We start from the raw sequence: 14,785 nt of genomic DNA, 5'->3' as shown, positions 1-14,785 counted from the left end.
TGATGAGAATGATCGTACTTGCTTACATCGCTTTTGGGCTGACAGCCTGCCAACCTCAACAGGTCAACAAAGCTGCACAACAACAGCATTTCATTTGTAAATCATTGATTGAAGGTTTTTTAAAAACACAAAAATTAGGTGAATATCAGCTGAATCATTTGCAACCCACTTTGCATCAAACGGCAGCTAAACGTGAATATACTTACCAAGCAAGCGCTGATCACTCAATGAAAATTAACATGCCATCACAGCAAAATTTAAAGTTTGAATGTCTACAAAAAACTGCTGAGCAATTCGATATTCAATTAGTCAATCCACAACAAACCCAAAACCAAACTTTACTGAGTTTAAGTTTACCACCGCAAAAAACTATCGATACTTTGACAGCTTTTTCGCTAAAAACTCAATGAATAAACGGACACGTTTCGGCAAATGTTCCTGCTGATAATACACCGCATGGATGTGTTGTTCATAAATGTCTATTTGATCTTCAAACAGTGCAATTAATCGATTTTGTTTCAGATCTCGATGTACTAAAAAGGCAGATAAACACGTAATACCTAAACCATCCAATGCCATTTGTCGAACCGTTTCACCATTAGAAGCTTTAATTTTAGGACGAACTGTCAACTTTTCACCATTAATTTTGATTGGCCAAGTATTTAAATGCGATACCTTGCTAAAGCCAATTTGAGGATGATTGAGAATGTCTTGAGGCGTTTTCGGATAACCATTTTTTTCTAAATATTCAGGGCTTGCCACAAGGTATAAGCGACTTTTACACAACAATCGTGCATGTAAACTTGAATCATTCAGCTCACCAAAACGGATTGCCACATCAGTTTTATGTTCGAGTAAGTCAATCACTTGATCATTAGAGTTGAGTTCAATTTCAATATTTGGATAAAGCTGATTAAACTCAGACATTAACGGAACAATCACATGCAAGACAAATGGCGTTGCTGAATCAACTCTAATTAGCCCCGAAGTATCACCATCCGATTTGAGTAAAGCATCTTCGGCTTCATTTAAATCATGCACAATTTTTCGAGCTTTTTCTAAGAAAATATGCCCTTCTTGTGTCAATTTTAATTTTCGAGTTGTACGCTCTAACAAAGTCACATTCAGTTTAGACTCAAGGCGTTGTAATGCACGACTAACACCAGACGTTGTTTGGTCTAACTGTAATGCTGCTGCTCCAATTGAGCCACTATCAACAATATTAATAAAAGCATTTAATTCTTCTAAGGTCGATTTCATATCACCAATACAACTCGCAATAATTGATTTTTAATCAATAATATTTTGCCAATTCACCACTTTAATGGCAACAATAAAACTTGCAAAATACACTCAATCTAAAAATGAAGAATATTCATGTCACAAACGACTTTATCCCATACACCTAAAATCATCCCTGCTTTCGGCGTAGGTACATTCCGCCTATCGGGTCAAACGGTCATAGACTCTATTAAAACCGCTTTAGATGTCGGTTATCGTGCAGTAGATACGGCACAAATCTACGGCAATGAAGCCGAAGTTGGACAAGCGATTGGTGAAAGTCATATTCATCGCAATGATTTATTTATCACCACAAAGATATGGACAGAGCACTATCGTGCAGACAAACTTATTCCAAGTTTAAAAGATAGTTTACAAAAATTGCGAACCGATGCGGTCAATCTCACCCTGATCCATTGGCCTGCACCGTCACTTGGAATATCTGTAGCAGAATTGATGCAAAACCTACTTGAAGCCAAACAACAAGGTTTAACCGAGCATATTGGTATTTCAAACTTCAATATTGATTTAACACAACAAGCGATTGATGCCGTGGGTATTGAAAATATTGCCACTAATCAAATTGAACTCAGTCCTTATTTGCAAAATCATCAGTTAGTCAATTATTTACAATCCAAACATATTGATGTGACCTCATATATGACATTGGCATATGGCAAAGTATTGAATGATCCTATTTTGAGTGACATTGCCAAAAACCATCAGGCTTCAACTGCTCAAATTGTCTTAGCATGGGCATTACAAGAAGGCTTTGCTGTGATTCCTTCTTCGACAAAACGGGAACATTTAATGGCAAATTTGAAAGCACAAGATATTCAATTGACCCATGAAGAAATTCAATTGATTCGACAACTTGAATGTAATAGACGTGAAGTAAATCCTGAAAATTTAGCTCCAATTTGGGATTAGTCCGATATGAAAATTAATTTTCCCTTACTCGCCCTTGCCATTGGTGCATTTGCCATTGGTACAACAGAGTTTTCTCCCATGGGATTTTTGCCACAAATTGCAGAAAATCTCAATATTTCTATTCCCACCGCGGGTATGCTCATCACTGCTTACGCACTTGGCGTGATGATTGGTGCACCAATCATGACTTTATGGTTTGGACATTTTCCACGCCGTAAAGCTCTGATTATTTTAATGGGCATTTTTACACTAGGTAATCTTTTTGCGGCAATTGCTCCCAATTATTGGGGCTTAATGGGCGCACGAATTTTCACCAGTTTAAACCACGGCGCATTTTTCGGTATTGGTTCAATTGTTGCCACAAGTGTTGTACCAAAAGATAAACAAGCGAGTGCGGTTGCGATGATGTTTATGGGGCTAACTATTGCCAATATCGGCGGTGTACCTTTAGCCACATGGATTGGACAAAATATTGGTTGGAGAATGTCTTTTGCACTGATTGCAATCTTAGGTGTCATCACCATGCTCTCTCTTTGGAAAGCACTGCCTGAGGGTGAACTCGGACAACGTCCTGATGTCAAAGCAGAACTCAAAGTTCTAACACGCTTGCCTGTGGTACTTGCATTACTTACAACGGTGATGAGTGCGGGTGCGATGTTTACCCTATACACCTATATTGCACCGAGCCTACATCATATTACCCATGCGACACCAACTGTCATTACATTCATGTTGGTTCTCATCGGCATTGGCTTTTCAATTGGCAATCATTTAGGCGGAAAGTTTGCAGATTTATCGGTATCCAAAACCCTAATTGGCTTCTTGGTTGTTTTGATGGTGATGATGTTGCTCTTTCCAATCTTAGCAAAAACGACGATTGGTGCTGCCATTGCATTGATTATTTGGGGGGCAGCAGCCTTTGCCGTAGTTCCCCCTTTACAAATGCGTGTCATGTCTGTTGCACATGAAGCACCAGGCTTAGCATCATCGGTCAATATTGGTGCTTTCAACTTAGGCAATGCCTTAGGAGCCGCGGCTGGTGGCGCAGTCCTCAGTATGAACATGAGTTATGCCATGGTTTCAACTACAGGTGCTGTTCTAACTGCTGTAGGGTTAGTTTTAGTCTTTATTCAAATGAAGATGAGCAAAGAACTTGTACAATAATTCAGTCACTAATGTAGCTAAACATCAAAACAAAAACCTTCAAATATGACGTTGAAGGTTTTTGTTTTAAAACGACTTAAAAATTATTTCAACATCACAGGTAAAGTGGGTAATACACTGTTTTTTGCCAATTCTGCTTTCATCTTTTGCAACATTTGATAAGGCTGCTGCTCGACCAACATATTGGTCACACTTTGCGGAATTGAACCTTCAGGGTCAGCAAAACCCGTCGTAGTCACTTTAGTTTTATTACCTGCTATTTTTTGAAAAACCCAATCGCCTTCATAATTTTTTAAACGAATATAATTCGGATTTAGCGGTTTACCTGAAGCAATGGCTTTATTTTTAATGCTAATTGTACCATTGGCATCTTTAAACATTTTCCCTTTCACTACCATATCACGGTCTTTTAAGGGAAATGGAAAATCGAGCACCATATATAGAGTGAACTCTCCTTTTTTATCATCACGAGATAACACTTCAGCACGAGCCACATTGGGCACCCACTTCGGTGTATTTTGCACATCTAAAACGAGGGCAACTGCTCGCTCAATTGGTACATCATAAGTCGTTTCGCCTTTATAAGATAAAACCGTCTGACTCGGATCTTGATAAGTCCAAACTTTAATATTATTTTTATTCATACTAAGTTTAGCATTGGCAGGTAAAGCCGCCTGTGTAGTCAGGCATATTGCACTGACCACACACGCAAATAACATCACTGTTTTTTTCATTCGAAATTCTTTTCTAGATCATTTTTATTTATTTTAATGAAACACACTTTGGACTTAAATGTCATTTAAGCCTAAAACATCTTTCATATCGTATTTTTTGGCATCTTTACCCACAACCCATGCGGCTGCACGTACTGCACCTGAAGCAAAGTTCATACGGCTTGTCGCTTTATGTGTAACTTCTACACGTTCGCCTTCACCAATAAACATCACGGTATGTTCACCAACAATATCACCGCCACGAATGGTTTGAAAACCAATGCTTTGACGTTCACGAGGACCTGTATAGCCTTCACGATGATAAACTGCATCTTGTTTTAAATCACGACCTAAAGTATCTGCAATCGCTTCACCCATCATAAGTGCTGTACCTGATGGTGCATCTACTTTATGGCGGTGATGTGCTTCAATAATTTCAATATCGACAGTATCGTTAAATACTTTGGCAGCAAGCTCAAGTAATTTAATTGAAACATTCACACCCACTGAATAGTTCGCAGCATAGACCACAGGTGTTTTCGTTGCAGAATCATTCAAAATATCTTTTTGTTCATCTGAAAAACCTGTTGTACCAATAACCATGGCTACGCCAGCAGTAGAACACAATTTCAAGTTGCTTTCAGTCGCTACAGGTGCAGTAAAATCAATAACAACATCAACATCTTTCAAAACTTCTTCTAGGCTACCAACAACCTTTACACCCACAGCACCAATGCCTGCAAGCTCACCTGCATCTGTACCAATGAGCGTACTTTCAGGGCGCTCTACAGCAGCAGCGAGTTGATAACCTGCTTGTTGTACCGCTTGAATAAGCGTACGACCCATACGACCGCCTGCACCTAAAATCCCAATGCGTGGAGCTGACATAACATTTTCCTGATGTTGATTCTAAATTAATCTTACTATAACAAAAGTCTGGGAATTTTCTAAAAGTTAAAATTGAAATTTAATCCACCATACCCATCGAAGTGACTCAATTTCATCGCGCATAAAAAAGCCACTTCAAGATGATATTGAAGTGGCTTTTCATCATTCTGCATTTAACTTTATTTTAGTCAAACAAGCGATCAAAGAATGATTTTTTCTTTGGTGATGATTTATTGTCATCGCCATCCATTGTTTCCTGTAACTCTTTTAACAGTTCACGTTGACGTGAAGTAAGATTTATAGGTGTTTCAATGACAATACGGCACAGTAAATCACCTTGCATACTGGTACGAACAGGTTTTACACCTTTACCACGTAGACGGAACATTTTACCTGTTTGCGTTCCTTCTGGAATTTTCAGGCTGACGCGACCATCTAAAGTCGGTATTTCAATTTCTTTACCTAAAGCTGCATCAGCAAAACTGACAGGGACATCCATATATAAATCTGCGCCATCACGTTGGAACACTTCATGTTCACGAACTACGACTTCTACATATAAATCGCCTGCCTGACCATCACGAATCGCTTCACCTTTACCAGTTAAACGTACACGATCACCATTGTCCACGCCCGCAGGAATGGTCACTTCAAGTGTTTGCTGACGGTCTTTTACACCAGAGCCATGACAAGTATTACATGGGTTCTTAATGATTTTACCTTGTCCACGACAGGTATTACACGTTTGTTGCACAGAGAAAAAGCCCTGCTGCATACGTACTTGACCCGCACCATGACAAGTCTTACACGTTTCTACATCATTTGGATTTTTTGAACCCTTCCCATCACAAGTTTCGCATGGTGCTGGTGCAGTAAAGCTAATGGTTTTTTTCACACCTTGAACAGCTTCTTCAAGAGTCAATTCCATGACATAGCGTAAATCAGAACCACGGCGTTGACGTTGTTGTTGGCTACGACCACCAAAAGAACCACCGAAAATATCACCGAACTGACTGAAAATGTCTTCTGCGCTGAATCCACCTCCACCGAATCCGCCGCCGCCCATACCACCTTCAAAGGCTTTATGCCCCATACGGTCATACATACTACGCTTTTCACTATCGGATAAAACTTCGTAAGCTTCAGCAGCTTCCTTAAATTTTTCTTCTGCTTCAGCGTTGTCAGGGTTACGGTCAGGGTGATACTTCATCGCCATCTTACGATAGGCTTTTTTAATCTCATCATCACTTGCGGTTTTGGCAACAACCAAAACCTCATAATAATCACGTTTAGCCATGTTTGGCGATGCTCCACGGAATTTAGATAAAACTTAACTGTGAATAAGATGGGGATACCTTATCCATTTTACAAGTTATAACAATAATATTTTTAAAATGCGGCTTTCTTATTGAGATATTTGCTAAAACCTTTAATCCACGCATTGAGTAAAAACAACCATGCAATGGTACTAAATACGACACCAACAACTGTACAAGCCTTAACCCAAAGCATGCTATCCCAATAAAAGAAAATAAGCGGAATAAACCAAAGTGCAGCAAAAGCGGCCAAAATAACAAAAATAATGACATTACGCATGACCCAAAGTGCTTGTGCATGCATCCATACCTCTGCATCAACCTGAGCAACTTTACGAGCAAGTAAATATGCAATCACAGCACTGACCACACTGAACAGTGCAAGAAACATAAACATATAAGCCATCGCCATATAACGGCGATGTTTTTCCAGATTGTCTTGCCCCATGCGTATTTTGAACCTCACATTTACTGCACACTGATATCATTTTTATGCAGTAAATTTACAAATATTATTTTATGTAAACGATCAAGTGCTACTATATTGAAATTTTCAATTTTTCGCACCTGATATTCCGCTTTTTTATGTAGTTTCGATGGTTTTTTTCACCTTAAACCATGTTGCATACAGCGCAGGTAAGAAAAATAGCGTCAATAATGTCGCAATAATCAATCCGCCCATAATCGCCACAGCCATCGGTCCAAAGAAGATACTTCTAGATAATGGAATCATCGCAAGTACCGCAGCTAACGCTGTTAAAATAATCGGGCGGAAACGGCGTACTGTAGCATCTAAGATTGCATCCCACTGATTTTGCCCAGCCAAAATATCTTGCTCAATCTGATCAATCAAAATGAGTGAATTTCGCATAATCATGCCTGACAGTGCAATTGTGCCAAGCATTGCCACAAAACCAAACGGTTTATTAAACAGAATTAAAAACAGCACCACGCCAATTAAGCCCAATGGTGCAGTCAAAAAGACGATGAATGACCGTGACAAACTTTTCAATTGAATCATCAATAAGGTAAAGACCACAGCCAAGAATAATGGCATACCCGCATTCACGGAGCTTTGTCCTTTTGCCGATTCTTCTACTGTACCACCAACCTCAACCAAGTAACCGCTCGGTAATTCAGTGCGTAGCTGATCAATCTTTTCAGCCAACTCACTAACGACTGTCGCAGGCTGTAACTTCGTCGCAATATCAGCACGAACAGTAATCGTTGGCAAACGGTTACGATGCCAAATTAAACCATCTTCAAATTTATAATCAATTTGTGCAATCTGCGCTAGAGGTACTGTGCCCCCATTGCTTGTTGGTACAGCCAAACTTGACAATGCTTCTACACTCATGCGTTCTTGTTGATCACCACGAATACGAATATCAATTAATTCACGTTTTTCACGATACTGATTAATGACTGCACCTGTAATTGAGCTATTTAAGAAATTAGCTAAATCTTGTGAAGTCACACCCATTTGACGTGCACGATCTTGATCAATATTCAAAGAAATGATTTTACTTGGCTCGCCCCAATCTAAATGAACATTGGTCGTATTTGGATTCTCTCCCACCAGCTTCGCAACTTTCATAGCTTCTTGACGTACCATTTTTACATCTTCACCAGAAACACGATATTGCAGTGGATAACCCACAGGTGGACCATTTTCAAGTAATGACACACGAGTACGAACTTGTGGTAAAAGTTGGCGAATTTGAGTATCTAAAGATTTGCGAATGTCATCTCGATCATCAATTGATGATGCCAAAACAACAAACTGTGCAAAACTTGCCTGTGGCATTTGTTGATCGAGTGGTAAGTAAAAGCGTGGTGAACCCGTCCCTACATAAGCGACATAGTTATCAATACCTTTTTGCTTCGACAAAAATGCTTCAACTTTTTTCACAGCATCTTCTGTCGCTGTAAGTGATGCTCCTTCTTCGAGTTTTAAATCGACCAAAATTTCTGCACGGTTAGATGGTGGAAAAAATTGCTGTGGTACGAGTTTAAACATCGCAACTGACAACAGAAAAATACCGACCGTAATTGCCACAACGGTTTTTCGATAGGTCACACATACATTAACTAATTTACGAAAACTTTGATAAAAACGACTTTGATAAGGGTCAAAATGCTCACCTGCATGATGCACGATCGGCTCAGGTTCAGGCTGTTTACGTAAACGAGCTATTAAACGTTGATACCACGGAGCACGCTGAGCTGTTTTGCTAAAATCAGGCAATAATTTATCGCCCAAATATGGTACAAACAGGACAGCAGCAATCCATGACACAATCAGTGCGATGGTCACCACTTGAAAAATTGAACGGGTATATTCCCCTGTACTTGATGCAGCCGTGGCAATTGGTAAAAAGCCTGCTGCGGTAATGAGTGTTCCTGTTAGCATGGGAAATGCGGTACTCGTCCACGCATAGCCTGCCGCTTTCATTCGACTATAGCCTTGCTCCATTTTTATCGCCATCATTTCAACGGCAATAATCGCATCATCGACCAATAAACCCAGTGCTAAAATTAATGCACCCAAAGAAATTTTATGAAGACCAACATCAAATAAATTCATGCCTGCAAAGGTCATTGCCAAAACCAATGGAATGGAAAATGCTACCACAAGCCCTGTACGGAAACCGAGTGAAAAGAAGCTGACCAATAAAACAATAATGACAGCTTCAGCAAGCACTTTTACAAACTCATGAATACTGCGCTGTACCGCCACCGGCTGATCTGACACTTTTTGCAGTTTCATACCCAAAGGTAAAGTCTTTTGTAGCGACTGAAATTCTGTTTCGAGGTTTTTACCAAGCGCAATAATGTCGCCACCTTTACGCATCGCCACAGACAAACCAATACCGTTTTCCCCCATAAAACGCATGCGAGGTTGGGCTGGTTCACTAAAACCTCTATAGACATCGGCAACATCGCCCAATTGAATAGTTTTATCGCCCACCAACAACGGCATTTTTTTTAAGTCATCGACACTTTTAATTGCACCACTGACGCGGACTTGAATACGGTCTGAACCTGTTTCAAAGTAGCCTGCACTGGTAATGGCATTTTGTTTTGCTAATGCCTCTTGAATGGCTGTGACAGGTACACCGAGTTGCACCGCTTTGGTGTTTGATAACTCAATCCAAATTTTTTGATCTTGTAAACCAATCAAGTTCACCTTACTGACATCTTTCACACGTTGTAGCTGTAACTGCAAACGGTCTGCATATTCTTTTAAAGTCGCATAGTCAAAGTCATTGCCAGTGAGCACATAAATATTACCGTAGGTATCACCAAACTCATCATCAAAGAAAGGTCCTTGCACACCACTTGGCAATTGCCCTTTGATATCTCCAACCTTTTTACGGACTTGATACCATACATCGGGTACTTGCGAAGACTTCAATGAATCTCGAGCCATAAACATAATCATGGATTCTCCTGGTCGAGAATACGCCATAATTTTGTCGTATGAGCCTGTGCTCATCAGCTGTTTTTCAATTTTATCGGTAATCTGTAAAGAAACTTCTTCAGCCGTTGCACCTGGCCAATAAGTCTGTACCACCATTACTTTAAAGGTGAAGGGTGGATCTTCACTTTGTGAAAGTTTTGAATAAGAGAATAGACCGACAATTCCGAGCAGTAACATAAAATAAAGAACTAAACCTTTATTTCTCAGTGCCCATTCAGAGAGATTAAATTTAATTGGTTCGCTCATATGCCCGCCTCTTTCATGCTGACAGCACGATTTTCACGGTCTACAGGTTTAATTTTTTGCTTTTCACGCAGTAAATGAACACCACCTACTACGACCCATTGTCCAGCTTGTAAACCACTGATCACTGGTACACTGTCACGTCCATAAGCACCCAATGTCACGTTAACTTTGTGTACAGTCTGATTTGGATTGACTACCCAAACATAAGCCTGATTTTCTGTGGCTGATACACTCGACAAGGGCACACTTAAAATATTTTGAATATTTTGACTAAAGAAAACACGGGCACTTTGCCCAAGTTGAATTGCAGACTGACCTTCTTTAAGTGCTACTTTGACACTAAAAGTCCGTGATTGATCTGCCGCAGGGGATATTTCTCGAACATAAGCTGCAAATTTATCATTCGGTTTTGACCACAAAGTAATCCAAGCATCTTGACCAACTTTAATTGATGAAATTGCCTGTTCAGGAACACCTATCACCACTTCACGATCACCATCAATTGCCACTTGGTATGCAGGCTGCCCTGCTGAAATCACCTGTCCAATTTCAATATTACGTTCAGTAATGACACCATTTTTATTGGCAACCAATTGGTTATATCCTGTTTGGTTAGCACTGACATCATAATTCGATTGCGCTTGTTTTAGTGCTGCATTGGCTGAATCATATTGATTTTTAACCGTATCGTACTGTGACCGACTTACAGCATTAATCGGTAAAAGTTGCTGAAAACGCTTAAACTCATCTGCCGCAACTTTAGCAGCAGACTGTGCACTTTCAAGTTGTGCACGAGCTGAGTTAAGTTGTAATTGCGCATCTTTCACATCAAGTTTTGCTAAAACCTGACCGATTTTAACGCGGTCTCCCGTATCGACATAACGTTCAACAATTTGTCCACCCACACGAAATGCTAAAGCCGTTTGTTGTTTTGCCTGCACATCGCCTGCATAGCTTTTTTGGTCAATCAGAGACGTTGCAGGTTGTTGAACCATTACAAATGGAATTTGTTCTACAGTGGGTTGTTCTTTGCTGCATCCCCACAGCGTTACATAACTGATGATCATCAGACTACTGATCGTCGTTTTCAAAATATTCATACACAAAGCTCTTATTCAAATGTGTTTTTTCAGGCAAAATAATTTTTTCAGACAAAACAATTACGGGTTATTAATTTGATTATTTCTTAATTAATATACCGCATGGTACACTAATTGCAATTGCTGTAAAAAGTAAATGACTTTACTTAGTTTTTTTTATGGATATGTTTGTGCAAATACCTGTTGGACGACCTAAAGATCTCGAAAAGCGTCAGAACATTCTGAATGCTGCCAAAGCTGTTTTTCTCAAAAATGGCTATAATGGTTCAAGCATGAACCACATTGCCCAAGAAGCAGGCGTGACCAAGCTCACGGTCTATAATCATTTTCAGGACAAACAGAATCTTTTTATTTGTGCAATTGAAGCGACTTGTGAAGAATCAATCAGCGCTAAGCCACTAACGTTATCTGCAGATAGTAATTTTCGTGAAGTGCTTCATCAAACTTGCGGGCTTGCATTAAATGTTGTCAATTTGCCCGAAGCCATTAAGTTAGAGCATTTATTACTTGAGCTTGCTGCCGAAAAAAATCCATTGGCAGTTTTATTTTTTAATGCTTCTCATCAACGTATGAATATGGTTTGGGGAAATTTATTCAGCCAAGCGGCATCTTTTGGTTTTATTCAATCAAATGAGATTGATAAACAGATTTGCCTGATATTGTCTTTATTACTTGGTATGCGTCATCACGAAGTTTTACTCGGTATCCGCAATCCACCCGATGCTAAAGAAAAAGAAAGCATTATTACTGAATGTATTGATCTATTCTTATTAAAATATAGTATCCCACCTAAATATTTAAATTCTAAATAATCTATAAGACCAATTTGGGCATACTGAATTGGTCACTACCCTATTTGCAGAAAAAGTATGCAATGAATACATACTTTTGTCTGTACCTGCTTGGCTTAGCAGAAAATCGAGTGCATATTCAAAAAAGAGAACACATGGAGAGTAAAAAATGGTTCAACAAATTGATGCTCCTCTACGCGAAGACGTCCGCCTACTCGGAAATTTGCTTGGAGAAACCCTAAAAGAACATGCAGGGCAGGATTTGTTTAATCAGATTGAACAAATTCGTGCTTTAGGCAAAGGCGCACGTGATGGGCAACTTGAAGCTGAAAAAGAGCTTGAACAACTCTTTCTCAATTTAAAAGATGAAGAGATTTTACCCCTGACCCGTGCTTTTTCACACTTTTTGAACTTTGCCAATATTGCTGAGCAGTATCATGTGGTACGCAGTCGCCGTCAAAGTGAATTTGATGTGACCGCACCCTCTCCAAATGTCCTTGATCATTTATTTGAAAAATTTAAAAACCAAGAAATTAATGCCGATAAGCTCTACCAACAAATTTGTGAACTAAAAATTGAATTGGTACTCACAGCGCATCCCACTGAAGTCAGTCGTCGTACACTCATTCAAAAATATGATGGTATCAATAATTGCCTGTCTAAATTTGATCAACAAAAACTCACACCAAAACAACGTGATGAAGTACTTGCCGATTTGAAACAATTGGTCTGTTCTGCTTGGCAAACAGATGAGATTCGTCAGCATCGCCCAACACCTATTGATGAAGCAAAATGGGGCTTCACTACCATTGAACAAACATTGTGGAATGCTGTACCAAAATTCATTCGTAGCTTAGATTCACAAGTACAAGACAACTGTGAAAAATCGTTACCGTTAAATATTGCCCCAATTCGCTTTGCATCGTGGATGGGTGGCGACCGTGATGGTAACCCTAATGTTACTCATAATATTACTCAAGAAGTTTTGTGGTTATCGCGTTGGAAAGCTGCCGATCTTTATCTACGAGATATTGAAGACTTACGTTGGGAATTGTCAATTGAGGCATCTTCAGAGGAGTTAAGCCAAGCATTAGGCTACAAACACCCTGAGCCATACCGTGAATATTTACGTACAACACGTGAACGTCTAAAAGCGACCCGCCAATGGCTTGCTGATAAATTGCGTGGACAACATTCAGATGTTGATCGTAGCTTAATTATTAGTCATAAAGATGAATTATTACAACCATTACAGCTATGCTATCGCTCATTGATGGACTCTAATTTACCTGAAATTGCCAATGGTAAATTGCTCGATTTTATCTACCGTGTGAACTGTTTTGGTATCGAATTACTCAAACTTGATATTCGCCAAGAATCAGGTCGTCACCGCCAAGCCATTTCTGCGATTACTGAATATTTAGGTTTAGGCAATTTTGAAACATGGACTGAACAAGCCCGTCAAAACTTTTTATTGCAAGAACTACAAAGCAAACGCCCACTATTACCAAAACATCTTAATGAGCCAACAGGTAGCCTGATTGACCATCCGGATGTGCAAGAAGTTTTTGCCACCATGCGGACGTTAGCAGAACAACCGAAAGAATGTTTAGGTGCGTACATCATTTCAATGGCGGAATATGCGAGTGATGTTTTAGCCGTTTTACTCCTGCAAAAAGAAGCTGGCATCGAACATCCACTTCGTGTCGTTCCATTGTTTGAAACTTTGAAAGACTTAGATGGCGCAGCAAGTACCATGAGCACTTTGTTCAATATGCATTGGTACAAACAGCATATTCAAGGTAAACATGAAGTGATGATTGGCTACTCAGATTCTGCTAAAGATGCAGGCTTTATGTCAGCAAATTGGGCGCAGTATCGTGCACAAGAAGAATTGACTGCGATTGCTCAACAACATGGCGTACAGTTGACTCTTTTCCACGGGCGTGGTGGCTCAATCAGCCGTGGTGGCGCACCAACGCAACAGGCATTATTCTCACAACCACCGGGTTCAATTTCAGGTGCTATTCGTGTAACTGAACAAGGTGAAATGATTCGCTTTAAATTTGGCTTAGAAGAAATTGCTCTTCAAAACCTCGAAATTTATACCGCAGCAACGCTTGAGGCAACACTATTACCACCACCTGAACCTAAACAGGAATGGCGTGATTTGATGCATAAAATGACAGATCTTTCTGTTCAGGTTTATCGTCAAACTGTGCGTGAAAATCCACATTTTGTGAAGTACCTACGTACCGTTACTCCTGAACTTGAATTACAAATGTTACCGCTCGGCTCACGTCCTGCAAAACGCAAAGTCAGTGGGGGTATTGAATCTTTACGTGCTATTCCATGGGTATTTGCATGGACACAAATTCGTTTAATGCTTCCTGCTTGGCTCGGAACAGGTGCGGCAATTAATCAAGTTATTGGTCAAGGTCAAAAAGATTTACTTGATGAAATGTTAGCAGAATGGCCGTACTTCCAAACTTTAATTGATATGTTGGAAATGGTTTTATCTAAAGCCGATTCAAACATTGCACTATATTACGAAGCACACCTAACTGATGATGAGGATTTGAAAATCCTTGGTACAGAGCTTCGTCAGCGTTTACACGATGCAGTACAAACATTATTGGCAATGAAAGGTGAATCGAAACTGCTCAGTTCCAATGAAGTTTTAGATCAGGCGATGCAAATTCGTAAACCGTATTTATTACCATTACACTTACTTCAAGCTGAACTCATGAAGCGTCGTCGTGGTTACTTGGCAGAACGTCAAGCTGAACACACGCCTGTCGACCATGCTCTTATGGTGAGTATTGCAGGCATTGCAGCTGGTTTACGCAATACAGGTTAATTGATCCATCTT

The 14,785-nt window shown here is 39.8% G+C and carries 12 protein-coding genes; 5 read left to right on the top strand and 7 right to left on the bottom strand.

Annotated features, from left to right (window positions below; translation table 11 throughout):
* The first annotated feature begins 2 nt into the window (after positions 1-2).
* Positions 3-410, top strand: a complete 408-nt coding sequence (locus tag ACK1JC_RS04225) for a hypothetical protein (protein ID WP_409510612.1) — start codon at positions 3-5, stop codon at positions 408-410.
* Here ACK1JC_RS04225 and ACK1JC_RS04220 read toward each other — a convergent pair.
* Complete coding sequence (locus tag ACK1JC_RS04220) at positions 370-1,260, bottom strand: LysR substrate-binding domain-containing protein (protein ID WP_409510611.1); 891 nt, start codon at positions 1,258-1,260, stop codon at positions 370-372. The two genes, ACK1JC_RS04225 and ACK1JC_RS04220, sit on opposite strands and share 41 nt — an antisense overlap.
* Before the next feature lie 117 nt (positions 1,261-1,377).
* On the opposite strand from ACK1JC_RS04220, the gene dkgB reads away from it, so the two are divergent.
* Both dkgB and ACK1JC_RS04210 read left to right on the top strand, forming a co-directional pair.
* Entirely contained in the window at positions 1,378-2,211 is an 834-nt protein-coding gene (gene dkgB / locus ACK1JC_RS04215) for a 2,5-didehydrogluconate reductase DkgB (RefSeq protein ID WP_409510610.1), read from the top strand.
* 6 nt (positions 2,212-2,217) lie between these two features.
* The gene (locus ACK1JC_RS04210; protein WP_409510609.1) at positions 2,218-3,375 is read left to right on the top strand and encodes an MFS transporter; all 1,158 of its coding nucleotides are present in this window, start codon (positions 2,218-2,220) and stop codon (positions 3,373-3,375) included.
* A gap of 83 nt (positions 3,376-3,458) precedes the next feature.
* Here the strand turns inward: ACK1JC_RS04210 and ACK1JC_RS04205 are convergent, their stop codons facing one another.
* The 6 genes from ACK1JC_RS04205 to ACK1JC_RS04180 form a co-directional block, all read right to left on the bottom strand.
* A complete protein-coding gene (locus ACK1JC_RS04205; protein ID WP_409510608.1) occupies positions 3,459-4,109 on the bottom strand; it encodes an START domain-containing protein in 651 nt (216 codons plus the stop codon).
* Positions 4,110-4,163: 54 nt separating this feature from the next.
* Positions 4,164-4,976 (bottom strand): 4-hydroxy-tetrahydrodipicolinate reductase, encoded by an 813-nt coding sequence (dapB, locus tag ACK1JC_RS04200; RefSeq protein WP_409510607.1) that lies wholly within the window; start codon positions 4,974-4,976, stop codon positions 4,164-4,166.
* A 184-nt stretch (positions 4,977-5,160) separates the two neighbouring features.
* A complete protein-coding gene (gene dnaJ, locus ACK1JC_RS04195) occupies positions 5,161-6,273 on the bottom strand; it encodes a molecular chaperone DnaJ (protein WP_409510606.1) in 1,113 nt (370 codons plus the stop codon).
* 92 nt (positions 6,274-6,365) lie between these two features.
* A complete protein-coding gene (locus ACK1JC_RS04190) occupies positions 6,366-6,740 on the bottom strand; it encodes a hypothetical protein (protein ID WP_409510605.1) in 375 nt (124 codons plus the stop codon).
* A gap of 135 nt (positions 6,741-6,875) precedes the next feature.
* A complete protein-coding gene (locus ACK1JC_RS04185; protein ID WP_409510757.1) occupies positions 6,876-10,010 on the bottom strand; it encodes an efflux RND transporter permease subunit in 3,135 nt (1,044 codons plus the stop codon).
* Positions 10,011-10,018: 8 nt separating this feature from the next.
* Positions 10,019-11,122 carry an efflux RND transporter periplasmic adaptor subunit gene (locus ACK1JC_RS04180; RefSeq protein ID WP_409510604.1) on the bottom strand — a complete coding sequence of 368 codons (1,104 nt, stop codon included), beginning with the start codon at positions 11,120-11,122 and terminating at the stop codon, positions 10,019-10,021.
* Between the two features lie 170 nt (positions 11,123-11,292).
* Here ACK1JC_RS04180 and ACK1JC_RS04175 point away from each other — a divergent pair, with 170 nt between their 5' ends.
* The gene (locus ACK1JC_RS04175) at positions 11,293-11,934 is read left to right on the top strand and encodes a TetR/AcrR family transcriptional regulator (RefSeq protein ID WP_409510603.1); all 642 of its coding nucleotides are present in this window, start codon (positions 11,293-11,295) and stop codon (positions 11,932-11,934) included.
* A 148-nt stretch (positions 11,935-12,082) separates the two neighbouring features.
* A complete protein-coding gene (ppc, locus tag ACK1JC_RS04170) occupies positions 12,083-14,773 on the top strand; it encodes a phosphoenolpyruvate carboxylase (RefSeq protein WP_409510602.1) in 2,691 nt (896 codons plus the stop codon).
* The last annotated feature ends 12 nt before the right edge of the window (positions 14,774-14,785 follow it).

The organism is Acinetobacter sp. TY2, assembly GCF_046269225.1.
In the GTDB taxonomy this organism is placed as follows: domain Bacteria; phylum Pseudomonadota; class Gammaproteobacteria; order Pseudomonadales; family Moraxellaceae; genus Acinetobacter.
The sequence above is the reverse complement of the archived record's forward strand: the minus strand, read 5'-3'. Positions and strand labels throughout refer to the sequence as shown.